This window comes from Paenibacillus sp. FSL K6-2859, assembly GCF_038008265.1.
In the GTDB taxonomy this organism is placed as follows: Bacteria; Bacillota; Bacilli; order Paenibacillales; family Paenibacillaceae; genus Paenibacillus_AQ; species Paenibacillus_AQ nitricinens.
Genome location: NZ_JBBOYU010000001.1, coordinates 2,976,545 through 2,999,938, shown reverse-complemented (window position 1 = coordinate 2,999,938; position 23,394 = coordinate 2,976,545). Strand labels below are relative to the sequence as shown.

Genomic DNA, 23,394 nt, shown 5'->3' with positions numbered 1-23,394 from the left:
TAGCTGCAACTAGGCATCCTTGCGTTACTTTTTTACACCAATACTGCATCCACTTTCGTCTGTGGAGCCTTGTCACAACGCTTACAAACCTTAACGACTGTTCCGTCCGTTTTTCTTTTTGGATAAAGTAGCTTAATCCGTGTGCTCTGACAGACCGGACAAGTCCCCCTCCCCCTGGATGGTAAACTCCACAGTGCATGTCCACGTTTTGACTTTGCCATGAATAAACCCCTCTTTTCGGTCAACAAATAGTCAACACTTCATTCTGAAAGTGCTTCTTCCAAAAGATATGCTGCAAGGACAGGTTGTATGATTAAAGACGTTCAAAAGTTCCTGTAGAATATAAAAAAGACGCCTTCGAGAATGAAGACGTCCTATTGTTTAGAATCGGATAGATATAGATAACTTAGTTCGTGTAAATCATGGAGACAACACCATTCGTAAAGGTAACATAGTTATAATTTCCATACCGCCAAGTCTCTACAGTAATTCCACTTCCGGATAGACTTGATTTGTCGATAGGGGTTCCCCAGCTTAGTTCTACTTGCTGCTTGGTCATTCCTGTCGAAATTTTACCTGCCTTAATTTTAGCCCATGTTGCATTTGACCATTTATAGATTTTGGTAGGATCAGACGTAAAGAAATACTCTTTGTTTGCTAGAACGCGAGTGACCTGATCATATTCCATATCATAAGTCTCCACAACTTTACCTGATGCCAATTTAAAAGAAATCGCAAACTCATTATCGTCGTTCACTAGAATATCAACAATCGTTGCTTTTTGGAATTTATAGTCGGAGTCAAACTGGTTGAACCAATAAGTCTTTCCGATTAGCTTAGCGAGATCCCCTTGAGATTCTCTTTTAGCTATTTTTAACGTATTTTTCGTATACGCAAATAACTCCGCTTTACCGAAATTGATGTTCAAAGACTCATAATGAGCACCAAAGTCCAACACTGCTCCCAATGAAGTTTTTAAGAGGGTTGCAGGGAATACAGCTCCTCCATCCACGGTTTGCACTTTACCAGACATTTTCACCTTATTCCCATTCACCATAGCAATATCACTGCCTAGCTGAAGCTGGATAGGCAAATCTCCCAGACGAATGCTAAAGGTCTTAGTGGCTGTGTTAGTCTGAATAGTTGCACCCAAGCTCTTAAATGTGGATTGTACAGGCAAATACATCGTGCCACTGATTAATACACCTGTTTCGATGTCCTTATCAGCACTGATAGATACCTTTAACGTTTTGGAATTAGTTCCTGAACGTACGGTTACATTTGTTTCACCAACGGCTATTGCTTTCATTGAGCCATCTGGCAGCTTTTGCAATAAGTAAGGCTTCTCGATCACCATATCTGCTTGAGACAAAGGAACACGATCGGATGAGCCATCTGGCCCTTTTGCAAAAATCTGCACAGGTACCTTGTCACCAACAGTCATCTCCGTATAATCCATTTGAAAAATCAAATCATCCGTGCTAGAAATTGACTGTTCGTTCACTACATTTGTGCTATTTGCATCTGCTGCCTTCGCTGTATGAATTGGACCATACATAGATACTGCTAGTACTGCTGCAATACTCCATTTAATAGCTTTCATTTCCCAAAATCCTCCTCTAGTAAATAAACCATTATTACTTTATCACAATTCCACTATTTTAGTAGATAAAAATGGAAGATTAGTGATCTTATATTTTTATAATGTGTAAATATTATGAAAAATAAAGGGAATCAGATGAATCTACAAGAAATTACAGAGCAAGCATTACAGAGTCTACCATTTATAAACTTAAATTAGGAGTGATCATCTGAGATAACTATTAACAATCATTGTATATGAGACACAAATCAAAGACTTAGACTAGGAGTGTTATCTTCGTGGAATTAATAACTGACAGATTAATATTAAGAGGGTATACAAGCAGTGATTCTTCTTTTTATGAAGAACTAGAACAAAATCCCCTATCCTACAAGTATGAGAACACTGCACCTGATGCCCAACAAATTAAAAATGACTTCCTTTCGATCTTGTCTCAAGCAACAAATGATCCACGGCAATATTATGATCTTGCAATATGTAGAAAGCCGGATATGAAGCCCATCGGTAATATCAGTATCAAGTTAAACTGGGAAGAAATCAGAGAATGGGAAATGGGTTGGGTCCTACTCCCGGACTATTGGAAAATGGGATATGCAACTGAAGCGGTAAAGACGCTGATTGGATACGCTTTTAAATCTCTTAATGTACATAGAGTAGTTGCTTATGCCAATGCAGAGAATATTCAGTCAGAGAAAGTAATGATTAGAGCAGGGATGATTAAGGACGGGGTACTTAGAGAAACTAGATTCTGTAATCAACAATGGTGCAACGAGATTATTTATTCCGCTTTGGAACAAGAGTGGACCTAATGGACCTAATATTTAAAGGGAGCTGTCTCATAAGTAGTGAACGCTACTTATGAGACAGCTTTTTTCATATGATAATCCAAGCAACAGGCTCTCACTTGATGTATTAACACTAATTAGGGAAAAACTCCCTATTAATAATCGGTATTCACTAATAATGAATGAAATTAGGGAATTCCTCCCTATAAATTAGGCTAATCCCTTTGATTTTCATCAAATCAGAGGAATTTAAGGGAATTTTTCCCTGATTATCAGTCTACTGACCAATAACCTCTTAATTTTAGGGAGAAATTCCCTAATTGTTCTATTGGGGCTTCACTTGGATCATCATTTGGAACGTCATTTACAGGATAACAAGAAGAGAGCCACTCCCAAGTAGTAAAAAAACTACTTTTGGAACGGCCTCTTTTCTCTTTACACTATCAACTCACGTACAACTTCAACCTCATTCCTGCTTACTTCAACGAATCCAAGGGATGTATATAAGTTCGAAGCACGTTCGTTTTCTATTCGATGCCCAATAACGATTTTGTCGCAGTGATGTTCCGCTTTTATAGTTCGAATCAAGGCATCCATTCCGGTTCTACCGAATCCTCTATTCTGATATTTCTGATCAATCATAAAAGCCATAATCCAATTACTTCCATCCTCTGGATCTATGGAATATACTGAGAAGCCTACCAATTCTTCATCTGCGTATAAAGCCAGCGGAGTCATTCCGCAATAAGCCGATTCTGCTAACCAATAGACTACCGGTACAGGAAAAACTGTTTTTTGCTCATTGGACACCTCTAATTGCGTGCAGGCATACCAGTTATTCTCAGTAATTGTCTTCAGCGCAATATGTGGATGAAAGCCATCCCGAATACGATCACAGATTCCTTCTAATTTCGATTTAAGCTGTAGTGCCCATTCTGGACTAATAGAAACGTCCAAATTCTCTAAACTCCGAAGCAGCCTAGCGAATCCATATAAATCAGAGAATCTTTGGAATTCTGGCAATAGCTTGATATATTCATCATCCAGACGCTTTACAGATCTATAGCCATTAATAAAATGATCGATGTTCTTCTTGCTCTCCTCATCATTCTGCTTGGATAGATCTCTCAACGCTGATGTGATATCCATCGCAAACCAGTGATACATAGAGTCATCAAAGTCGATCGCACTATATCGAGATTTCTCTTTCATATAAAAGATATTGTCGGTCTCAAAATCAAAATGAATCAGCCCCGTATGTCCAACGCCAAAAGAGAGCTCACTTAGCCACGCCTCAATTCGTTCATATTCCTTAAGCGCTTTATGCTCCTCGGGGTGTCTTCTTAATACGGATAAAATAAATTGAAGAGAATCGACCCAGCTTTTACGCGCGGGTGTGCTCGGAGCATAAGTTTCGGAGAAATTATGCAGTCGCGCGAGCGTTTGACCCCAATGTTGGAACTGCAGCTCCGACATCTTTTCAAGTGGAACGTACTCCCCCTGGGCTTGTTCAAAAACAACCCCGTGATATTTGCCATTACCAGTTGAAAGGGTCTCAATCCACTTCCCTTGCTTGGAGCGTGCTGGTGCTACAGTCTCATAGCCCTGTTCCAATAAGTACATCATAAAATCTAGTTCAGCCTGAATATTCTCTGCGCTATTATCCTCTTCGTGAGTAAACCTTAAATAATAGTGCTTACTATTCCATTGAAACGTATAAATAAAATTGCTGCTTGCTCTCACAAGCTTCAAAGTTCCAGGCTCATGATTCCAATACTTGATCATCTCTTTGGCAGGTAGATCGTTCTCAGTTCCCCGTACCATATTCATTAATGTCATCATTTCCGATAGTGCCTCCCGTAGTCATTGAGAGGTGTTCTTCCCTTACGAATACTGACCTCTCTCGGACTTCATTGTGGTGTTGTTCGTACTCAAACATCATCACTCCCTTTAAACGGATTAGAGACCTCAGAAAGATTTGACCTTTCTTCTCATCCCTTTAACATTATCGGTAAATTATTCTATTTAATCAAGAGATTTAGATAAAGCCTTTATTATAAGAAGAAAGGGATGGAACCCCGTACTCCCAGACCTGTAATGCCGCACCGATCATTCCACAGGAATTCCCACGATAGGCTGCTTCAATTCGAACCTTATCCAGCATCGCGGGCATCGTTCTCCTGCCCACTTCTCTTCTTATTCCTTCGAATAATAACTCACCAGCTTCAGCCACTCCACCACCAATAACAATGACCTTCGGGTTAAATATATGAATAAATGAAGCGATAGCTGAACCAAGCGCAGCGGTTGTATCTTCCATTACTTCTGTTGCTAGATGCTCTCCTGATCTCCATCTCGTGATCACTTCCCGTGAATCTAAGTTATAAAGTGGCAAGCTGTGTGTAGTTAGTTTTTCCTGCATGCGACGAGCAATGCTTGTTCCTGAGGCATAATGTTCTAAGCAGCCTCTCCCACCACAAACGCAAGCCGGGCCGTTGAAATCTACAGACATATGCCCTAACTCTCCAGCCCCGCCCCAAGAACCATGAACAAGGCGACCTTCTACAATAATTGCTCCGCCTACACCCGTTCCAAGGGCAAGACAAATAAAATCTTCTACACCTATACAAGAACCTAAATATTTCTCTGTTAATGCCAGTACATTCACGTCATTATCTACGATTACCGGAAGCTGGAACTGATTCTGAAGCAACGCTTTCAAAGCTGTCCCAGCATAGCCAGGAATAAGCTCAGAGGCAGCGCGAATACTCCCCGACTCCCAATCGATTTGTCCTGCAGTTCCTACACCAATCCCTTTAAACTGAATGCCTGCGTGCATCGCATTAACTTCACTCATAAGCTTTTGAATAGCCTGAATAGCTCGGTCCACGGTCTTCGTAAACCCAGCCATTGTACTCAGACTTACAGTATGTACTACATCTCCCTGTGGTGTAACGAGTCCAGCATTAATTTTCGTTCCCCCGATATCCACACCGACCGCATATTCCATTAGAGGATCATAATCTTTTAACACGGACTCGCCTCCTTAAGTCTCAGCAATCGATCACGGCTTTGACATATCGTGAAGTGATTAACTGTGGCCTTGTAATCGCACTTCCTACAACTACATAAGATGCCCCAGCCCTCTTAGCACTCGCCGCATCTTCAGGTGTCCATATACGCCCTTCTGCAACTACCGGAATCTTCACGAACTCGCATAATTGCTGAAGCAAGACAAGATCTGGTCCTTCTTGTTGTGTACTGTATGGTGTGTAGCCCGAAAGTGTTGTACCAATAAAATCTACACCTAATTCTTCCGCTGCCAGTCCCTCCTCCAAGGTCGATATATCTGCCATTACATGCACACCCATTTGATGGGCATATGCGATTAGTGGCTGAACCGACAATAAGCGACCTTCCCGATTCGTAACATCTAATGCAACAATATCCGCTTTTGCGGACACGATTGCTTTCACCTCATCCAGAGTTGGCGTAATAAATATGGCTGATCCGGGAATATCCCGTTTAATAAGTCCAATGACCGGTACATTTACTTCTTCTTTAATAGCTAGAATATCTGGAACCCCATTCGTCCGAATTCCAATTGCCCCTGATTGAACCGCCGCTCTTGCCATTTTTGCCATTGTATCTCCACCATGAAGCGGCTCATGCTCAAGTGCTTGACATGAAACGATCAGACCTTTCATCGGAAAGATATCGCTCATTCGAGTCATCATTAACCCTATCCCTTCGCTTCAAGAATATACTCTAATATTCTATTGTTGAGAGCTTCCACCCGATCCTGATCCGAAGCCTTGATGGGTAGAAGTGGCATTCTCGGTAGGCCCGTTTCAAATCCACGCAAACTCAGAATTGCTTTACATGCACCATATAATGATGGAAAGGATAATAATTCTACAATGAGATCATTGATGATGAACTGCCATTTCTGTGCCTCAGCCATATCACCTTGCCCATAACATTGTTCAACTTTTAAAAATAGCTCAGGCATAACCCCATAGGTTCCACCAATCCCGCCATCAGCCCCGATACTGCGGCCAGCCAAGTACTGCTCATCCGGTCCATTCAATACTAAAAAATCCTTCCCGCCTGCGGCTTTAAACTGCTGAAGCTCAAATGTGCTCTCCGCCGAAATTTTCACCCCGATCACTTTAACCTGAGCTGCCATCTTGATCAGCAAGCTTTTCGATAATTGAAAACCTGTAGTTTGCGGGATGTGATAGATCATAAATGGAAGCGAGGTGCTGTCAATAATCGCTTGCCAATGACTTTCAACACTATCCGGAGATAGGCGGTAATAGATCGCTGGAACAGCCGATACCGCATGTGCGCCAACTAATTCAGCATGTGCAGCTAGCTCAACACTGTCTCTTGTAGATGGAGCACCTACGTGAGCAATGATCGTAAGCTCATCTCCTACTTCTGCTATGACTGCCTCGAGCATTTGTTTGCGTTCCTCTACCGATTGCAGCATACCTTCGCCTGAGCTTCCGCCAACATAAAGACCTTTCACACCTGTAGAAGCATAATGACGAGCTAATTTCCGCGCCCCTTCTTTATTGATATTCCCCTCGGCATCATAACTGGAGTACAAAGCGATAATAATGCCTTTAAAAGCTTCAAGATCATATGATTTCATAGATAATAGCCTCCGTCGTTTAAATCACTATTGTTAATTTACGTTGTTATGAGAAACTAACCTTTAACAGCGCCCATCGTAATTCCTTGTGTGAATGCTTTTTGAAACATTAAGAAAATGGCAATCATAGGAATCGAAGCTAACGCAGCTCCTGCCATTAGCAGTCCATAGTTCGTTGTAAATTCACCTCGAAGTGTCGCTACCCCAAGAGGCAAGGTCATCATCGAAGTTGATCTCGTCATAATAAGCTGACTGAAATAATCGTTCCACGAAGTGATGAAGGTGAATATGGCTAGTGCACCAACTGCTGGTTTTAATAACGGTAAAATGATCGTTCCAAATAATCGAATTTCAGAACTACCGTCAATTTTAGCCGCTTCAATCAGCTCACCCGGAATCGTCTGCGCGAACTGTTTCATCAGAAAAACTCCAAATGGCCAACCAATTGCCGGTAAAATAAGCCCTTTATACGTATTGACCCAACCAAAGTCAGCTAACATCGTAAACAGTGGAACGAGAATCACTTGCTTAGGCAATGCCATAGCGGCAACAAACATCGTGAAGATAATTCCTCGTCCTGGAAATGATTTCTTTGCGAGAACATATCCGGCGCAGGAAGAGACAATACAGATCGCAGCCATTTCTGCAAAAGCAATAATAAAGCTATTAAACATCCAGCGTTCTACGGGATTCTTAAATAATTCTGTCCAGTTCTGAAGCGTCGGCTTTAATGGAAACCACTCCGGTGGGATAGTCGTGGCTACCGTTTGAAGTTTAAAGGCCCCTGAAACTACCCAATAAAAAGGAAAGATAAAAAATAGTGTAGCCAATATCAACAGGATGGTAGCTATTATTTTTGGTATTGTTAATTCTTTTTTCCATACGCTTGCTTTCTTAGGCCGGACAATAGGTGCTTTCAGTTCTAGTGGATTTGTAGAATTCATGCTGTCCCCTCCTTAATACTCAACATCGCTGCCAAAGTATTTGAATTGAATGATAGAAATGATCCCAATTACAATTGCGAGTATGACACCCATGGCTGAGGCATATCCGAAATGACCTAACATAAAGGCTTGTTCGTATACACCATACATAACGGTTGAGGTGCTATATACAGGTCCACCTGAGGTAAGGAGTTGAATCAGTGCAAAGCACTGAAAGGTATTAATCGTGGTAATCACGATAATATATAAGTTCGTTGGCATCAGCATCGGCCATAATATTTTCCGGAAAATTTGCCAAGGGGTTGCTCGATCAATCTCTGCGGCTTCAATGTAAGAGGTAGGAATGTTACCAATAGATGCCACATATAAAATGATCGGTTGCCCTACAGAAGTCGTTATTAAAACCACAATAATCGCAAGTAACGCGGTTCTTGTATCCCCTAGCCATGAAACAGGCTCCAGTCCAAACAAACCTGTTAAATAATTCAGAATTCCATAGTTGGGATGATAAATCCAGCCCCACACAACGGTGATACTTACGACCGAAGATACGGCTGGCAAGTAGAACACACCGCGGAAAAATGATCTGGCAAACTCTTTTTTCTTATAGATATTCATTGAAACAAACAGTGAAAAGATAATCACGATTGGTACAGTGATCACTACGAGTAATAAAGTATTTCCCATGGACTTCATGAAATTATCATCTTTAAATAAAGAAATATAATTATCGAGACCAATAAAGCTAAAATCTCTCAACGAGTAATCAAAGAAACTAATATAAACCCCTTTTATCATCGGGTAGGCTACAAACAGAAGAAAAAATCCAAACGCTGGTAATAAGAAAAGATAACTCATCATCCAGTCGCGTATCACATAACCTTTAATTTTGCGTACCGTTGTCCCCACAACCTTCTCCCCATTTCTCTGATGAAAAATAATGATATTTATAAGGTGCGTAGCTTGTAAATATTCATTTTTTTAAAAAGAATAGAGTGCTTCCCGCACTCTATTCTTTTAAACACCATTCACTTTTTATTTCATAGCTGCTTTTGCTTTAGTAATCGCTTCGTTAGCCTTCGTAGCAAAACTATCCAAAGCTTCCTTGCCGGTTGCGCCTCCAGTTAAAGCACGTTGCAATTCAGGGAACCAGAACGTACGAATATCTGCATACCCATCGGCAATCGTTGGTGCATCTGTCGTAAACTTACGAGCATATTCAGCGTATTTATATTCTGGATCGTCATAAAGACCAGTAATCGAATTACGAACCGAGAGACCTCCTGTTTGAATCAAGTTTTTCTTACCCCATACAGGATCATTAGCAATAAAATCAATCAGCTTTTTGGATGCTGCGATTTTAGCCTCATCCCCATTATTGAATACAGCCATACCACCCAGATAAGGCTCAAGCTTAGGTTCCGAACCATCTAGTGTAGGGAATGGAAGGAGAATGTCTTCGAACTGTACCATTTTTTTAGATACGTTCTGTGCTTTTAGTACCGCGGAATAGTTAAGTGTAAAGGCCAATTTCCCTTGCAGGAATAAGTCGTTCACATCAGCAGCCGCAAGTGAAGCTGCACCGGAGACACTGAGTTTATCTTTCGTAGCTTGGACAATCCAATCTAACGCTTTAGCAGCATTATCAGTATTGATAGCGACTGCTGAGTTATCTTCATTTAAGAATCGGGATACCCCTAAGTTAGCAAGATAAGCGCGAGTGCCTTGGTCTCCAGCTTGGCTCTTCGCGAAGAATCCTGTAGGAATAACGTCTGGTGCCTTTTCTTTTACGGCTTCCAACGCCTTTTTATATTCTTCAAACGTCCAGGTTCTATCTTCCTTATCCAGAGGAAGTAAATCTAGCGCGCCAATCTTTTCAAAAATAGACTTATTAACAGCCATCATAAAAGGTGCTGTGTTGATCGGGTACATAAAGATGTTGTTGCCTACACTTGACTGCTTCCAAAAAGCTTCTGAAATATCATTCTTCACTTCATCCGTCACCATGTCGTTAAGCGGTGCAAGCAAATCCTTTTTACCCCAATCGATAATCCGTCCAGGCGCATCATAGATCACATCGGGTGCAGTATTCGAAGCAATTGCGACATTCAGTTTTTCTGGGCCGCCTTCAAAGGTGATCATCTCAAGGTTAACTTTAATTTCAGGATTCTTCTCATTAAAAGCTGCAATGATTTCCTTCTCATACTTGCCTACTTCACCATCTAAAGCTTGAAAGCTCGGAAAATTCCACCAAGTAATTTCTACTGGTTTAGCAGCAACTTCAGTTGCTGCGGGCTCTGTCTTGTCAGCATTATTACTTGGTGTAACTGCTGAATTCGCTGTGTTCGTATTTCCACATGCAACTAACTGTGTACCTAAAAGTGCGACACCAACAATACTCATTAGCCCTTTTTTCATTGCTTTCATGTGCTACCCCCAATTATTTTTTGTGGAATAAAGTACGGCTCTTATTCCTTGCGCTAATCATAAATCAATTGCAAATTCAGGAGAATCCCACTCCTTTTACTTTTAGGGTTCTTTTCTGACATATCCCTTCAAACTGTACCTCTTCAATGTTATAATACATTACACATACCATTTATTAACAATTTAATTTATAATTTTTCACTTTTCCGCCTTAATGTAACCCTTTTAATCTTACATCAAATGACATTTCCTAACGAATGATCCACTATAATTCTAGTCTTCCGGAGGGATTTCATGTACAAACTAATGATTGTAGAGGATGAGCCATTAATTCGAACAGGCTTAAAACATTATTTTGCTTGGGAGGAGCTCGGGGTTCACAACATTATTGAAGCAGAGAATGGAAAAGAAGGCATAGCCACCGCACTACGTGAAAAGCCAGATTTGGTGATCACCGATATCCGGATGCCTGAAATGGATGGGCTTCAAATGATTGAGCAGATTCGTGATCTGCTTCCTGATACATTATTTATCATTTTGACGGGATTCAACGATTTCCAATACGCTCAGAAGGCTATACAACTAGGGAATGTACATGCTTTTTTGCTTAAGCCTTTGGAATACGAAGAAAGCCTTCTAATAATACAAAAATGTATAAACAAGCTTCAGCTAAAGCGGCAAGACCGATTAAAACGTTCCACGCTGGAAGGAGCACAATTTGTAAAACTGTTACTAGAGGAAGAAGATGCAGTAATCGATGATGCTCTAATCCATAAACTATGTAATTTCAACAGTAACTACTATCTTTATCTGCCCTTTGTTTTGACAGGTATCCCTATGAGAGAAAATGCGGAGAAGTTTATTCATAACGCAGTGGGCGAGTATCTGCTTGCCACTACACCGCACTCTATTTTTACATATTCATTAAAGACAAAGCTCTATGGTCTTATTGTATTGGGATCTCCGTCTTCTACTGACAACTTCCCTCTACAAGCTCAAGTGCAGACACGAATTGACCAATATCTGAAGGCGCTTACGCTAGAACATCACCTAGGCCTCTATTTAGTAATAGGTAAGACGACGGAGAACCCTGCACAAATAAATACTTTGCTGCACGAGTCTGATCGAATGTTATATCAACGCTTTTACAAAAGAGATTGCAGGTTATTCTATGTGCCACAATGGATAGAAAACTCAAATTCTATGAAACCTTCCCTGATTCAACTAGATGAGAATGATAAGAAACGAATGATTTCCTGCATAGAAAGTGCTAACGAACAAGAGACGCTTCAGCTAATGCACCGTCTGGCTCAAGATATTCTAAGTAAAACTGATGTCTCTTCTCCTGATTACTGGCTCGCATTTCTTCATGAAATCCTAAGTGTTATCATCCGCTTCGCCAATAAAAACCACATCCATATCGAAGGTGTGTACAGCGAAAAGCTCCTGAACCTTACCTTTGTGGATGATTTCGATTCGCTTGAGACGCTTTTCGACTGGCTTGGCAGATGGATGATTCATTTAGGGATTGTTTATACCGAAGGTCTGACGCATAACCACCAACAGGATGTGATCATCTTCGAACATATTAAATCCTTCATAAAAGAAAATATTGATCAAGACGTGACTCTGCAGATGGTAGCAGATCGATTCTTCTATAATCCATCTTATTTAAGCCGCCTCTTCAAGCGGAAACTCGATAAGAACTATATGCGATTTGTAACTGAAATCCGGATGGAATATGCGCAGGAATGCTTAAAAAAACCGGAGATTCTAGTGACCGATGTCTGTACGATGTGTGGTTATAAAAGCTATAAGCATTTCGTTAAAACATTCCGAAGTATCACGAATATGACCCCATCAGACTATAGAAAACAATCAGGCTGGTGACCAAATGATGCAGATTGAGCAACCCAAGCGACGATACCGGATGCGACATGTCAATCGTCAAATTTTCATGCTGATGATCTTGACCATTACCATTCCACTCCTGATCATATCCGCAATCATTTATATCTTTTCAAACCAAGCCGTCAAAAATGAATATCAGAGCAGCTCTAATCTGATCCTTAATAACCTATCATTTAATATTGACCAATATCTTCAAAGCATTGATAAAGGGACACTGAACGCACAGGTAGATAGCCAGCTCCAAACCGCACTGGAGCATTGGACGATCCATAAAGACGACGTCGGAAACGACCTGAATATTCAGTACGGAAACACGATTGAGCATTTCATCAGCGGGATTGAGATGACAATTAAAAATGTGGATAGTGTGCAGATTTTTGCAGGATCGCGTGTATTCTACTCTGCCAATTTCAACCGTGCGGATTATGATGTGAAGGATTATACGCATGAGGATTGGTATTTACAGACCCAGCAGAAAAAAGGCGGGGTGATCCTGTTTGGCAGCCATGTCCCCTTCTATCGCACCAATTCCAAACAATCCGTCATTTCTATCGCCCGGGTGATCAATAAAAAAGGAAGCAAACAGCCCATAGGCGTCATGTTAATCGATATCCGTTTGGATTCATTACGGGAAATCTTAAAGCTCTCGGAGAATAGCAAACGAAAATTCATTATTTTAGACGATAAGGGCGGTAGTGTTTACAGCTCTGATATCATGGAGACGTCACCCTTACAGCCCATCCCTATAGAACCTCAGACGCTTAATACTTTTATGAGCAATGATACGGGGAGCTTTTATGGTACTTTTGACGATAAGGACTCGTACATTAACTTTGTTACGTCTCCCTATTCCAACTGGAAGGTCATTCAGTATATTGATGAAAAAGAAATGACTAAGCAAGCTACTTTTCTCGGAAAAATCATTTTAACCTTAGCGCTCTTGTCGCTTGTCACTGCGATCTTATTCATGTATATCCTATCGGAGCGTGTCACTAAGCCCATTATTCTCTTAAGCCGAAAGGTCAAGCTGGTGGGGATGGGGAACTTTGATGTGGATTTGTATAGTAATCGTCAAGATGAGTTTGGTGTTCTATACAATGGAATCCGTAAAATGGTGAAAGACCTGCAAAATTATATCGAGCGATCTTCTATGGCCAAAGCACAGCAAAAAGTAGCTCAATATGGCGCTCTTAAAAGCCAAATCAATCCACACTTCCTTGCGAATGTACTTGAATCTATTCAAATGAAAGCCATCATTAATGGGCAAAGAGAGATTGGCGAAATGGTGGGGATTGTAGGTAGATTGTTTCGGATTCATATCCAGACCGGAAAGATAACCGTAACCTTGCGAGAAGAACTTGAGCACGTCCGGTTGTATGTAAAGATCCAGCAATTACGTTTCGGGGACAAAATTCAATATATTGAACAGCTAGAACCTAATACCGAAATCATTAAAGTCATGCACTTTTCCCTTCAACCCATCGTTGAGAATGCTATCGTCCATGGACTGGAGTGTAGAAGTGAACCGGGTCTCCTTGAAGTCTCCACGATGATTTCGGGGGATGACATGCTAATTATCGTTAAAGATAACGGAATTGGTATCGATGAAGAGAAACTTAAACAGTTACGTCTTCGTCTCTCTCAACCATCAGACACCCTAGATGAAGATCATATTGGTATAAAAAATGTTCATGATCGTATTCAATTTCATTTTGGTGAACAGTACGGAATTGAAATCACCAGTCAAGTAGGAAAAGGAACGACGGTGGTCCTCCGGCTCCCAGCATAATCCTAAACATTCTGCTCAGTGATTCCTGCTTCAGGATCGAAGGTAAGCATTTTCGTTGCTATTTTATCGATGAAGAAGCGGTCATGACTGACGGTAACTACGGCCCCCGGGAAATGAATGAGTGCCTGCTCCATCACCTGAATACTCGTCAAATCCAAATGATTGGTTGGTTCATCCAAAATAATGACAGCCGCGCCAGAGAGAAGGCATTTCGCTAACGCTACTCTGGCCTGCTGTCCACCTGACAGACTGCCGATCGTTTTGCTCAGATCCATTTCTGAGAATTGCAGCATCGATAAGAATTTGTTCACTTTTTTCCGTGGAGCGTCAAGTCCCAGCCCATACACATTGACAGCATGACTGACAGTATCCTTAACATCCAGTTCATCCCACATGCGATTGAAATAAGCATAGCTAACTCCGCGTTCCCATGTCACTTCACCCGTTTCAGGCTCTTCTTGCCCAGTCAATACCTTAATAAGTGTCGACTTCCCGCTTCCGTTAGGCCCCACAATAGCTATCCGATCTTCCTTTTGAATATCAAAGCTAATGTTCTGGAATATCGTCCGACCATCATAGCTTTGTCCAATTCCCTTCACTTCACCAAGCTTGTCCGGAAACCGTAAATTACTATAGATATCGGTGATCAGCACGTTCACTGGATGAGGCTCCACGCGTTTTTTCATATCGGTCAGCTTACGTGATAAACGATCCTTAGAGGATTTTTTGGTCCCGCGAGTTTCAATGGCCTCCGACTCCATAAGCAGCAGCTCTTCTTCCCACTCGAATTGACGATCAAGCACCTTTTTGCGCATCTTTTTTTTACGAACATAGTCGGTGTAATTGCCTTCATATTCCTGAAAATGATAATTCTCGATTTCTATCGTCCGCGTGACTACTCTGTCAATAAATTGCCGGTCATGGGAGACGAGAATCATTGCCCCATTAAAACGGTGCAGCCACTGCTCCAGCCATACGATCCCTTCGATATCCAAAAAGTTAGTAGGCTCATCGAGCAATACGACATCGGGCATTTCAATTAAGACTTTAGCCAGTGCTGCACGGTTCCTCCAGCCTCCCGATAACTCATCAACAGGTTGATGCCGTGATCTTTCATTGAAGCCCAACTTCGTCAGAACAGTGTTGATTTCTACAGATACATTCCAGCCATCCAAATGATCCATTTGTTCAAAAAGCGCTGCTTGCCGCTCTAAAAGTGTATTCATCTGGTCATCATCCGTCACTTGCCCAAGCTGTTCCCCGATTTGGTTAAGCTCCTGTTCGATGAGCGCTACCTGCTCGAAGCACAATTCTAACTCTTGTTGTACAGACAAGGACCCGGAAAGCTCCGAGAATTGAGAGAAATAACTGATCTTCACATTGGGATCTAACTCTACTTTCCCTGCTGTTGGCTCCTCTTTTCCCATCATCAGTTTAAAAACAGTAGACTTCCCCGCACCATTTCGTCCGATTAACCCAATTCGTTCACCCTTGCTCACTCGAAAATATATATCTCGAAAAATCAAAGTATTCTCATATTTCTTAGTTACGTTCTCCATACGGATTACGCTCAAATCTATCACCCCTAGTTCATATAGATCAAAATACAGCTCAGAACACTCAAAGAGCTATTATAGCACTATTTTAAAAAAGGACTTTATAATCATATTTAATCTTCTAGAAAACAAAAAAAGGTCGCTGTCAGCGAACCTTTATCTGCATTACGAATTCCAGCACATTCTCACTCTCATCACTTGTTGCTTATTTTCTCAGAATATCAATATACTCTTCTTTCTCGCGATCAGGCCCCGCATCAAGCTTCAAACGCAAGGATTTCGGGTGATCCAAAACATTACTGCTGAAGTAACTTATAAAGCCATCCTCACTGCCACTACCACCAATCGAATTATTTTTCATTTCGTGTTTCCCAATCCGTGATGTCAACTCACTAGGCGTCTCTCCAAAAATTTCATTCCTGATCTCCCAATCGGTTTTTAATGCCTCGCTTAACGTAAATTCAACTACTATACTTAAAGGAGATAGCTCCACCTGTGCAAGATTCACTTCATGCCCGTCAATCATAAAAGGCTGATTTAGAACTACTGTCTCGGTCTTCTGCTCCCAAAATTTCGAATCAATAGCGAAGCTCACCTTTAAACGATCAGAATAGCGCATGTCAGCTAGGTCCGTTCCCGTTTTTGGTTTTGCTAGCATTCCTGGGTCCACTGAAGCGATCTGAAAATTCGCCACCACCTCTTTTGGAAATGCTTTATCCTTATCTAGTGGATAGCTAGTTTTTCCGAGCCATGTATAAATACTATCCACAGCATGTAAACCCATCCCACCTCTACTCCCATTTTTATCCACTACACTCTGTCCCGTCACAGCATCTGTCAGCCATACACTATTCACATTGTAAATTTCCTGACCATCACTTGTATTCCCTGTATACAGCAGTATAATTTTATTTTCATCAGCGATTACAGCATTTAGAGTGATTTTATATCCGTTTTTCTCAGCACTCTTATTCACGATTTGCACATAATCGTTTCGAATAGCAGATTCTAACGTAAGGGCATCCACATCAGATTCAGCCAACTTTTTAAAAGGCTCCAGTACACCCCAATCACTTGATTCAATACTTGTAGAGGCTTGTTGAGGCATCCATTGGGTTGGATTAAAGAAGAGTAAACCTGCAATCAAAACAGATGCAGTCAGTACAGCCATAGCGCTTCTAGCGAGCACTAGCTTTTTTCCGCGCTTTTTACCTAGTTCGAGTCCTGCTTGAATGGCATAGATTTGTGCGGCTGCACTCTCTTGTTTTTGCTCCTGTGGGATTCGTTCAGCATCGATTAACATGGCAAGCTCCTCCTGACTACTCATGGTTCCAATCACCCCGATTCTTAATGATCATTCTTAACTGCTTGAGTCCTTTATGCTGCCATGTCTTGACCGTTCCTTCAGGTTTATCCAGAATGTTAGCGATTTCGCTTAAGGTCATATCGTTGTAGTATTTAAGCAGCAGCACATGGCGATACTTGGGCTTAACCTGTTCGAGTGCCCACAGCATTTCCATCCGATGATGGCCAATGTGCGTAACCCGCTCACCGATTCTCTCGTCTACAAGTGGCATGGAACGTTTTCTGCGTCTTTGTTCATCTATACAGACATAAATCAGGATCCGAATGATCCATGATTTGAACGCTTTGGGATCCTTTAATGTTTTTCTTTTGATCCAAGCCCGGCAAGTCATTTCCTGCATCGCTTCAAGCGCATCATTCCGGTTACGCAAGTAGCTATAGGCAATACTGTATAGTTGTTCTCTATGTACTAATATGGAATCGTAGAAATCCGTCTCGCTACGTGCATCAAGAATCGTTACTTTCTTCATTTCTGCATTAGTCATTGTCATATCCTTCCCTAGCCCCCTCTCCTAAACCTCTCATAGATTAAGACGGAGAAGGTTTAGAAACGGTTTTTTTTGTATTAACTTTTTTGGGGCTGAGCACTTTAAGATTATAACATCCTATAAAAAATGAACGATAAATGTTATGATAGATAAAATTGGACATAATCAATAGTACGCACTTAAAAGTACCATAGGCACTAAAAAGTGCCCATACATTGGAGGCTATCATGACAACAACACCAACAACATCATCAACCGTCAAGAAAAAATATAATATTTCTGTTGAAGCCACACTCGAAGTCATCGGAGGAAAATGGAAATGCGTAATTCTTTGTCATTTAACGCATGGCAAAAAACGCACATCAGAATTGAAACAATTGATGCCAGGCATTACTCAAAAAATGTTAACTCAGCAGCTTCGAGAGTTAGAGGCTGATGGAATCATCAACCGAATCGTATACAATCAGGTTCCGCCAAAAGTGGAATATGAGCTTAGCGAATATGGGGATAGTTTAAGCGATATTTTGACTTCTCTCTGTAATTGGGGAGAACAACATATCATTAAGCAGTATGGCGATAAATATGCTGTTCTGGAGGACAACATTTTAAATAAATAATTAGTGGAACCTTAAGTTCACTCTTAATAAACCCCATCCATAATGGTTGGGGTTTTTTGAGGATTATATTACGCCATCTCCACCAATAGCAGTTGCTGTAAATGATATGGGTCCAAATATATTTATAGGCAAGTCGCTATCATTCTGAATTACCAGTTCATAGTTGTGGATTCCAATATAAGGGCCATCAACCCACTGAACATTTAATTGAATATCAGTAGTTGTAGTAAAACGAAAAAAGGAGCTATAAATATCGACTCCAGCACGTCGGATTAAAACAAGAAATTGGCTATCAGCAAGTGCAGTAAGACTAAAACTACCATTTAACTCGACTCTGCTGGAGAAAGAGGCCGGATTAGCCGGACTAATATTTACTTGCGTGGTGGCTAGACCCGCTCCAGCTCCAGGAATCCCTGCAACCGTTATAGCAGTAGTAAACGGGTCTAACGGGATTTTTGCCTGTGACCCATAACTTATAATTGTCGCCATTGTTCATCACTCCATTTCAAGGTTATAGATTAGTATATTGTGAATCCGCAATGATAGATTGGACTTAATTCCTGATGATTATAAACATTTAAGTTATACCTTTACTAGATTATAAAACCTGGTTCCTTCGAATATCACCCTCTAATTTCCACCTATTGACAAACTCACTCATCAGAATTACAATTACCCAAATATCATGAACAACGCTGACAAAGGGTAAGTAGACAAACGAACATGGACTTCAGAGAGCCGGTGGTTGCTGCGAACCGGTGTCCAGCGCTTGATCGAATGGCCTTTAGAGTTGCTCTTCCGAACCATCTTGCTTGGATGCTGTAGGAGAAGCCGGGGTTCCCGCCGTTATCAAGGGACCTGTATCCGAGATTATCTTTAACCCTCTTTCGTACAGGTAAGAGAAGATCGTAAAGCCAACGAAACGTATGGTAACACGATCAATTAAGGTGGTACCACGACAACTTCGTCCTTATTGGATGAGGTTTTTTTGTCATTTTAAGGAGGTGATGGCCATGGGTGATGGCTGGTGGTGGCGATTCAATGTTAATCAGAAGCGACAAAACAGGAGGAATTTAAATGATAAAAGAACGTGTATTAACTGGAGATCGAGTGACTGGAAAGCTGCACCTTGGCCATTACGTCGGCAGCTTACAGAACCGAGTAACTCTACAGGAGCAATATGACACTTTTGTGTTTCTAGCAGATATTCAAGCCCTAACGACTCACTTTGATCGGCCTCAACACCTTGCTCAAAACTTGAATGAAATCACACTGGACTATTTATCAGCGGGTATTAATCCAGATAAAGCAACCCTATTTATTCAATCTATGGTTCCTGAGATCGCTGAGCTGACCGTCCTATTCTCCATGTTTGTTACTGTGAATTCGTTAAGGCATAATCCCACGATTAAAGCCGAATCGAAAAATTCCAGCTTAGATGAACTGTACTACGGTTTTCTTGGTTATCCAGTTAGCCAGGCTGCGGATATAACCTTTTGTAAAGCAACGATTATTCCTGTAGGAGAAGACCAGCTTCCCCATCTGGAGTTGACCCGCAAAATCGTACGTAGATTCAACGAGCTGTACAGCCCCATCCTTGTGGAGCCTAGAGCGCTCATCAGCGGGACGCCAAGACTAGTAGGAACAGACGGCAACGCTAAAATGAGTAAAAGCCTAGGCAATGCTATCGAGCTGGACTCTACAAAAGAAGAGATCACCTTCAAGATCCGTAAAGCCATAACCGATCCAGCCCGTGTTCATAAAAATGATCCTGGGCATCCAGATATTTGTCCCATTTATGCTTATCATCGTGCTGTTCGTTCACATGGCGCCCCAGAAATTCACGATAGCTGCGAAAGTGGCAGTATAAGCTGTTCTGCCTGTAAGCAGCTTATCACGGCAGCTCTAGACCAGCTAATTGAACCAATGCGTGAGCGGCGCTCCTATTATGCTGCCAGACCCAAGGTTGTTGAGGATATCTTATTATCCGGAACAAAGCGTGCCTGCGACATCGCTCAAGAAACGATGTCTGAAGTACGCGGGGCTATGGGCCTTAATTATTTTTCAAAGTAAAACTGATCTCTAAGGGTAATAAAAAAACGCCGGACTCTCTACTGAAGAGAGCGCCGGCTGTTTTTATAAGAAAATATTATTTAATATGGATTTCCTCTTACAGCACCCAATTCCCTTTACGGAATACCGGCTCAATCGTACCATCTGCCAATTCTCCATCAATATCCAGCTCAGCAGAACCAATCATGAAATCGACATGCGTTAAGCTGACATTAGCGCCTCTTGCGACAAGCTCTTCATTCGTAAGCTTTGTGCCGCCTTCAATATTGACAGGATAAGCACTTCCCAATGCAAAATGGCAGGAGGCATTCTCATCAATCCCTGTATTGTAGAAAATCCTATTTAAGCGCGAGATGGGAGAATCATGCTGCACTAAAGCCACTTCTCCTAGATAGGATGCGCCTTCATCCGTTGCCAGCAGCGAAGTCAGATGCTCACGTCCGGATTCAGCTTCATATGCTACTACTTTTCCATCTTTAAAAGTGAATGAAAGTCCTTCTACCAGACGTCCGTTCAGATTCAAAGGAAGTGTACTTCTAACTGTACCATTCACACCTGTACGATGCGGCATGGAATAGATCTCTTCCGTTGGCATATTAGCCACGAAATACACGCCTTTATCATTCTCTCCGCCGCCTCCACGCCATAGATGTCCTTCCGGAAGCTCCACATGCAGATCCGTACCCGGAGCGCGGTAATGCAGGCTTTTATAACGCTTAGCGTTCATTCTATCCTGACTTTCTTTCAATTGACCGATATGTTCTCTCCATGCGGCAACCGGATCCTCGCTACCTACACGATTCATCTGGAATACCGCTTCCCACATCGCTTCCACTCGATCTTCCTCAGGGAGATCGGCGAACACCTTGTTCGCCCAAGCGCGCGTTGGAGCCTTAACGAGAGACCAGCTAATTTTGCTATTACGAGTGTATTTAGAGTAGTTCTTACGAGCAACCGCTGCCGCTTTAACTGCTCTTGACACTTTGGAAGAATCAATACCATTGAACAATTCCGGATCTGGTACTTTAATATGTAAGATGGCGCCGTTCTCTTCCGCAAACTTCTCCATCATTTCTGCTTGCCACTGTGGATAGTAATCAAAGGAATCTTCTGGAGCTTTTTCGTAACGAATACGTGTAGTCGCTTCATCTTCCCAATCAACAATTACATATTTTGCACCTGCTTCATAGGCTTTACCTACAATCAAGCGAGTAAGCTCTGCCGTTTCAATAGGTGCATGCACCATCAAAACTTGTCCAGGCTGTACATTTACCCCTACTTTTACAACCAGGCTCGCATATTTCTCTAACATGACATCAAAATCTTTCATGAATTCTCTTCCTCCATCTCTATGGTTGCTTTACTGTCGCACCAAAGCACCGGAGCTCCTTAACAGCAGACGGTCAGCTTCACTTCTTATTTTAACGCAAAATGCTTAGAGTTGCGATTCGATATAATAAAGCGGCCCCCATGAAAGGAACCGCTCACGTAAATCCTTATTTTTTATCCACTTGCAGCAACGTTACGGTCTTTAAAGAATAGGTATGCCTAATCTTGTCCTCAGAGATTACGTTAAGCTTGGTCAAACTTGCTACCTTCGCGGGATCTGATTTGGAGAGCATACGCCACACTTCAGGGTCTGATAAGGTTTCATATAGCTTGTGATCATCATATTCTTTGCGATTTTGCATCACAAGCTTCACTTTGTAGCTTCCGATTTCAGTCTCGGTGGCCCCCTGCTCACTGCAATAGCTTAGAATATCCTGCCGAAGCTCTGCCAATTCTTTTTCGATTTCCTTGTGCTTTTGCTTTAGGCGATAATACTGCTGCACCTTTTTCTCCATCACTTCACGCTCCTCTATAGACATATGTATGCCGAAAGCGCTAAATAAATAAGTTGAGTTCCCTATCATAAAATTTTATAATGAGCCGGGAAAGCTAGTTTGCAGCAGACTACATTATTCCACAAAAACAATGATTCGGCAGGTGACTTATGTTTCATTCTTACTTTTTCCCCATTTCTTATGCCTTTATGTTGTTTCCTATAGCGGCATTGATCTTCACACTCCCATTTTTAATCGTCCAATACCGTAGACACGGCTACATCCATAAGCTTAGAGCTTTAATCTTATACTTATTGCTGCTCTATCTGATGAACGCTTATTTTCTCGTTTTGCTTCCGATGCCTTCCTCAAGACATAATATGGCACCTTCGGGAAGTATCATGCAGCTTGTCCCTCTTCAATTCATACAAGATATTATTGATGGTTCTAAGATCATACCTGATCAGATTTCAACGTATTGGTCGTTAATGCGTGAGCCTGCTTTTTTACAGGTGATATTTAACATCGCTTTGACCGTGCCGTTTGGATTGTTTCTGAGCTACTATTTTCGAACGCGCTGGGGAATGTGTATTCTCTTGTCTTTCATGCTTTCGTTATCTTTTGAGGTCACTCAGGTTACAGGCATCTACGGCTTTTTTGATCATCCCTACCGTCTATTTGATGTTGATGATCTTATTACCAACACGCTGGGAGGAATCTTTGGATTCCGAATTGCGATCTGGATAAACGGGTTACTGCCACGCATAGAACAACTGGATACGAATATCGATCGTTCTGCCAAAAGAGTCTCCTATACCCGCAGAGGGATTGCCTTTTTCATCGATAGTATGGTGTGGATCATTGGGTTTGGTGTAATTTATGGATTCGATATAAAAAGTGCTTTCTGGATTGTAACAGGGATTTACTTCATCCTGATTCCAGCTTTCACGGGTGGGCGGACCTTAGGCAAATGGATTGTACGTATTCGGGTGACGAACAGAGGTCATCGGGCTTCTTTCTGGGCGCTTATGATCCGATATGGTCTGCTATATTGGGTAATACTTGGACTTCATGCTATTGTTATCGATTCTGATGTGACGGGGCTTCTATCTTCACCATTGAGAACGGTCGCTTATCTCTTTGTTCTACTGGTCGATTTAGTTTTCTTTACTCATTTAATCATTAAGGTATTCAAAAAAGATGACCAGCTAATCTATGAGAAATTAAGCCGAACCTCGCATGTTATTTCATGGCCTGAGAAAAAATTGCATACCGATGCCTCAAACAGCAGCTCTATAGAGGATTGAAAATCCTCCCATTTATATAGTATTTATACAACGGGATTTGTTATAG

The 23,394-nt window shown here is 41.6% G+C and carries 21 protein-coding genes and 1 other annotated feature; of the genes, 6 read left to right on the top strand and 15 right to left on the bottom strand.

Annotation, left to right across the window (positions count from 1 at the left end):
• Positions 1-32: 32 nt before the first annotated feature.
• Together MHB64_RS13180 and MHB64_RS13175 are read right to left on the bottom strand one after the other, a co-directional pair.
• Positions 33-221, bottom strand: a complete 189-nt coding sequence (locus tag MHB64_RS13180) for a hypothetical protein (RefSeq protein WP_082650979.1) — start codon at positions 219-221, stop codon at positions 33-35.
• A gap of 185 nt (positions 222-406) precedes the next feature.
• Positions 407-1,603, bottom strand: a complete 1,197-nt coding sequence (locus MHB64_RS13175) for a copper amine oxidase N-terminal domain-containing protein (RefSeq protein WP_094868642.1) — start codon at positions 1,601-1,603, stop codon at positions 407-409.
• Between the two features lie 278 nt (positions 1,604-1,881).
• Here MHB64_RS13175 and MHB64_RS13170 point away from each other — a divergent pair, with 278 nt between their 5' ends.
• Complete coding sequence (locus tag MHB64_RS13170) at positions 1,882-2,412, top strand: GNAT family N-acetyltransferase (protein ID WP_341134578.1); 531 nt, start codon at positions 1,882-1,884, stop codon at positions 2,410-2,412.
• A 411-nt stretch (positions 2,413-2,823) separates the two neighbouring features.
• On the opposite strand, the gene MHB64_RS13165 is transcribed toward MHB64_RS13170, so the two are convergent.
• The 7 genes from MHB64_RS13165 to MHB64_RS13135 all read right to left on the bottom strand — a co-directional run bounded on the left by MHB64_RS13165 (position 2,824) and on the right by MHB64_RS13135 (position 10,419).
• Positions 2,824-4,230: a GNAT family N-acetyltransferase gene (locus tag MHB64_RS13165; protein WP_341134577.1), complete on the bottom strand. Its 1,407-nt coding sequence runs from the start codon at positions 4,228-4,230 to the stop codon at positions 2,824-2,826.
• A gap of 196 nt (positions 4,231-4,426) precedes the next feature.
• Entirely contained in the window at positions 4,427-5,422 is a 996-nt protein-coding gene (locus MHB64_RS13160) for an ROK family protein (protein WP_341134576.1), read from the bottom strand.
• Between the two features lie 19 nt (positions 5,423-5,441).
• Complete coding sequence (locus tag MHB64_RS13155) at positions 5,442-6,113, bottom strand: N-acetylmannosamine-6-phosphate 2-epimerase (RefSeq protein WP_341134575.1); 672 nt, start codon at positions 6,111-6,113, stop codon at positions 5,442-5,444.
• A gap of 17 nt (positions 6,114-6,130) precedes the next feature.
• Entirely contained in the window at positions 6,131-7,048 is a 918-nt protein-coding gene (locus tag MHB64_RS13150) for a dihydrodipicolinate synthase family protein (RefSeq protein WP_094868637.1), read from the bottom strand.
• A 56-nt stretch (positions 7,049-7,104) separates the two neighbouring features.
• Complete coding sequence (locus tag MHB64_RS13145) at positions 7,105-7,992, bottom strand: carbohydrate ABC transporter permease (RefSeq protein WP_094868636.1); 888 nt, start codon at positions 7,990-7,992, stop codon at positions 7,105-7,107.
• 12 nt (positions 7,993-8,004) lie between these two features.
• Entirely contained in the window at positions 8,005-8,901 is an 897-nt protein-coding gene (locus tag MHB64_RS13140; protein WP_440962122.1) for a carbohydrate ABC transporter permease, read from the bottom strand.
• Between the two features lie 126 nt (positions 8,902-9,027).
• Positions 9,028-10,419 carry an ABC transporter substrate-binding protein gene (locus MHB64_RS13135; RefSeq protein ID WP_341134574.1) on the bottom strand — a complete coding sequence of 464 codons (1,392 nt, stop codon included), beginning with the start codon at positions 10,417-10,419 and terminating at the stop codon, positions 9,028-9,030.
• Between the two features lie 294 nt (positions 10,420-10,713).
• On the opposite strand from MHB64_RS13135, the gene MHB64_RS13130 reads away from it, so the two are divergent.
• Positions 10,714-12,309, top strand: a complete 1,596-nt coding sequence (locus tag MHB64_RS13130) for a response regulator (RefSeq protein ID WP_341134573.1) — start codon at positions 10,714-10,716, stop codon at positions 12,307-12,309.
• A 4-nt stretch (positions 12,310-12,313) separates the two neighbouring features.
• Entirely contained in the window at positions 12,314-14,119 is a 1,806-nt protein-coding gene (locus MHB64_RS13125; RefSeq protein ID WP_094868633.1) for a cache domain-containing sensor histidine kinase, read from the top strand.
• A gap of 2 nt (positions 14,120-14,121) precedes the next feature.
• Here MHB64_RS13125 and MHB64_RS13120 read toward each other — a convergent pair whose 3' ends face one another.
• From MHB64_RS13120 to MHB64_RS13110, 3 genes are all read right to left on the bottom strand, one after another.
• The gene (locus MHB64_RS13120; protein WP_341134572.1) at positions 14,122-15,693 is read right to left on the bottom strand and encodes an ABC-F family ATP-binding cassette domain-containing protein; all 1,572 of its coding nucleotides are present in this window, start codon (positions 15,691-15,693) and stop codon (positions 14,122-14,124) included.
• A gap of 187 nt (positions 15,694-15,880) precedes the next feature.
• The gene (locus MHB64_RS13115) at positions 15,881-17,002 is read right to left on the bottom strand and encodes a DUF4179 domain-containing protein (RefSeq protein WP_341134571.1); all 1,122 of its coding nucleotides are present in this window, start codon (positions 17,000-17,002) and stop codon (positions 15,881-15,883) included.
• A complete protein-coding gene (locus MHB64_RS13110) occupies positions 16,995-17,531 on the bottom strand; it encodes a sigma-70 family RNA polymerase sigma factor (protein WP_094877153.1) in 537 nt (178 codons plus the stop codon). The genes MHB64_RS13115 and MHB64_RS13110 overlap by 8 nt, the downstream gene beginning before the upstream one ends.
• A gap of 224 nt (positions 17,532-17,755) precedes the next feature.
• On the opposite strand from MHB64_RS13110, the gene MHB64_RS13105 reads away from it, so the two are divergent.
• Complete coding sequence (locus MHB64_RS13105; protein WP_094868629.1) at positions 17,756-18,145, top strand: winged helix-turn-helix transcriptional regulator; 390 nt, start codon at positions 17,756-17,758, stop codon at positions 18,143-18,145.
• Positions 18,146-18,208: 63 nt separating this feature from the next.
• On the opposite strand, the gene MHB64_RS13100 is transcribed toward MHB64_RS13105, so the two are convergent.
• A complete protein-coding gene (locus MHB64_RS13100) occupies positions 18,209-18,634 on the bottom strand; it encodes a hypothetical protein (RefSeq protein ID WP_094868628.1) in 426 nt (141 codons plus the stop codon).
• Between the two features lie 197 nt (positions 18,635-18,831).
• Positions 18,832-19,120: a binding site (T-box leader), on the top strand.
• Positions 19,121-19,222: 102 nt separating this feature from the next.
• Here MHB64_RS13100 and trpS point away from each other — a divergent pair.
• A complete protein-coding gene (gene trpS / locus MHB64_RS13095) occupies positions 19,223-20,218 on the top strand; it encodes a tryptophan--tRNA ligase (protein ID WP_094877152.1) in 996 nt (331 codons plus the stop codon).
• Positions 20,219-20,315: 97 nt separating this feature from the next.
• Here the strand turns inward: trpS and MHB64_RS13090 are convergent, their stop codons facing one another.
• Positions 20,316-21,548, bottom strand: coding sequence for an aminopeptidase (locus tag MHB64_RS13090; protein WP_341134570.1), 1,233 nt, complete (start codon positions 21,546-21,548; stop codon positions 20,316-20,318).
• A 166-nt stretch (positions 21,549-21,714) separates the two neighbouring features.
• Positions 21,715-22,062, bottom strand: coding sequence for a hypothetical protein (locus MHB64_RS13085; RefSeq protein WP_341134569.1), 348 nt, complete (start codon positions 22,060-22,062; stop codon positions 21,715-21,717).
• Between the two features lie 149 nt (positions 22,063-22,211).
• Between MHB64_RS13085 and MHB64_RS13080 the strand changes: the two genes are divergently transcribed.
• On the top strand, positions 22,212-23,348 hold the full coding sequence (locus tag MHB64_RS13080; RefSeq protein ID WP_341134568.1) for a VanZ family protein: 1,137 nt from the start codon (positions 22,212-22,214) through the stop codon (positions 23,346-23,348).
• Positions 23,349-23,394: the final 46 nt, after the last annotated feature.

Bases quoted from the DNA above. Each gene is read 5' to 3' on its own strand.
- MHB64_RS13180 (WP_082650979.1), bottom strand. From the start codon at position 221: ATGGCAAAGTCAAAACGTGGACATGCACTGTGGAGTTTACCATCCAGG.
- MHB64_RS13175 (WP_094868642.1), bottom strand. From the start codon at position 1,603: ATGAAAGCTATTAAATGGAGTATTGCAGCAGTACTAGCAGTATCTATG.
- MHB64_RS13165 (WP_341134577.1), bottom strand. From the start codon at position 4,230: ATGATGACATTAATGAATATGGTACGGGGAACTGAGAACGATCTACCT.
- MHB64_RS13155 (WP_341134575.1), bottom strand. From the start codon at position 6,113: ATGAGCGATATCTTTCCGATGAAAGGTCTGATCGTTTCATGTCAAGCA.
- MHB64_RS13150 (WP_094868637.1), bottom strand. From the start codon at position 7,048: ATGAAATCATATGATCTTGAAGCTTTTAAAGGCATTATTATCGCTTTG.
- MHB64_RS13145 (WP_094868636.1), bottom strand. From the start codon at position 7,992: ATGAATTCTACAAATCCACTAGAACTGAAAGCACCTATTGTCCGGCCT.
- MHB64_RS13135 (WP_341134574.1), bottom strand. From the start codon at position 10,419: ATGAAAGCAATGAAAAAAGGGCTAATGAGTATTGTTGGTGTCGCACTT.
- MHB64_RS13130 (WP_341134573.1), top strand. From the start codon at position 10,714: ATGTACAAACTAATGATTGTAGAGGATGAGCCATTAATTCGAACAGGC.
- MHB64_RS13125 (WP_094868633.1), top strand. From the start codon at position 12,314: ATGATGCAGATTGAGCAACCCAAGCGACGATACCGGATGCGACATGTC.
- MHB64_RS13115 (WP_341134571.1), bottom strand. From the start codon at position 17,002: ATGAGTAGTCAGGAGGAGCTTGCCATGTTAATCGATGCTGAACGAATC.
- MHB64_RS13110 (WP_094877153.1), bottom strand. From the start codon at position 17,531: ATGACAATGACTAATGCAGAAATGAAGAAAGTAACGATTCTTGATGCA.
- MHB64_RS13105 (WP_094868629.1), top strand. From the start codon at position 17,756: ATGACAACAACACCAACAACATCATCAACCGTCAAGAAAAAATATAAT.
- MHB64_RS13100 (WP_094868628.1), bottom strand. From the start codon at position 18,634: ATGGCGACAATTATAAGTTATGGGTCACAGGCAAAAATCCCGTTAGAC.
- trpS (WP_094877152.1), top strand. From the start codon at position 19,223: ATGATAAAAGAACGTGTATTAACTGGAGATCGAGTGACTGGAAAGCTG.
- MHB64_RS13090 (WP_341134570.1), bottom strand. From the start codon at position 21,548: ATGAAAGATTTTGATGTCATGTTAGAGAAATATGCGAGCCTGGTTGTA.
- MHB64_RS13085 (WP_341134569.1), bottom strand. From the start codon at position 22,062: ATGGAGAAAAAGGTGCAGCAGTATTATCGCCTAAAGCAAAAGCACAAG.
- MHB64_RS13080 (WP_341134568.1), top strand. From the start codon at position 22,212: ATGTTTCATTCTTACTTTTTCCCCATTTCTTATGCCTTTATGTTGTTT.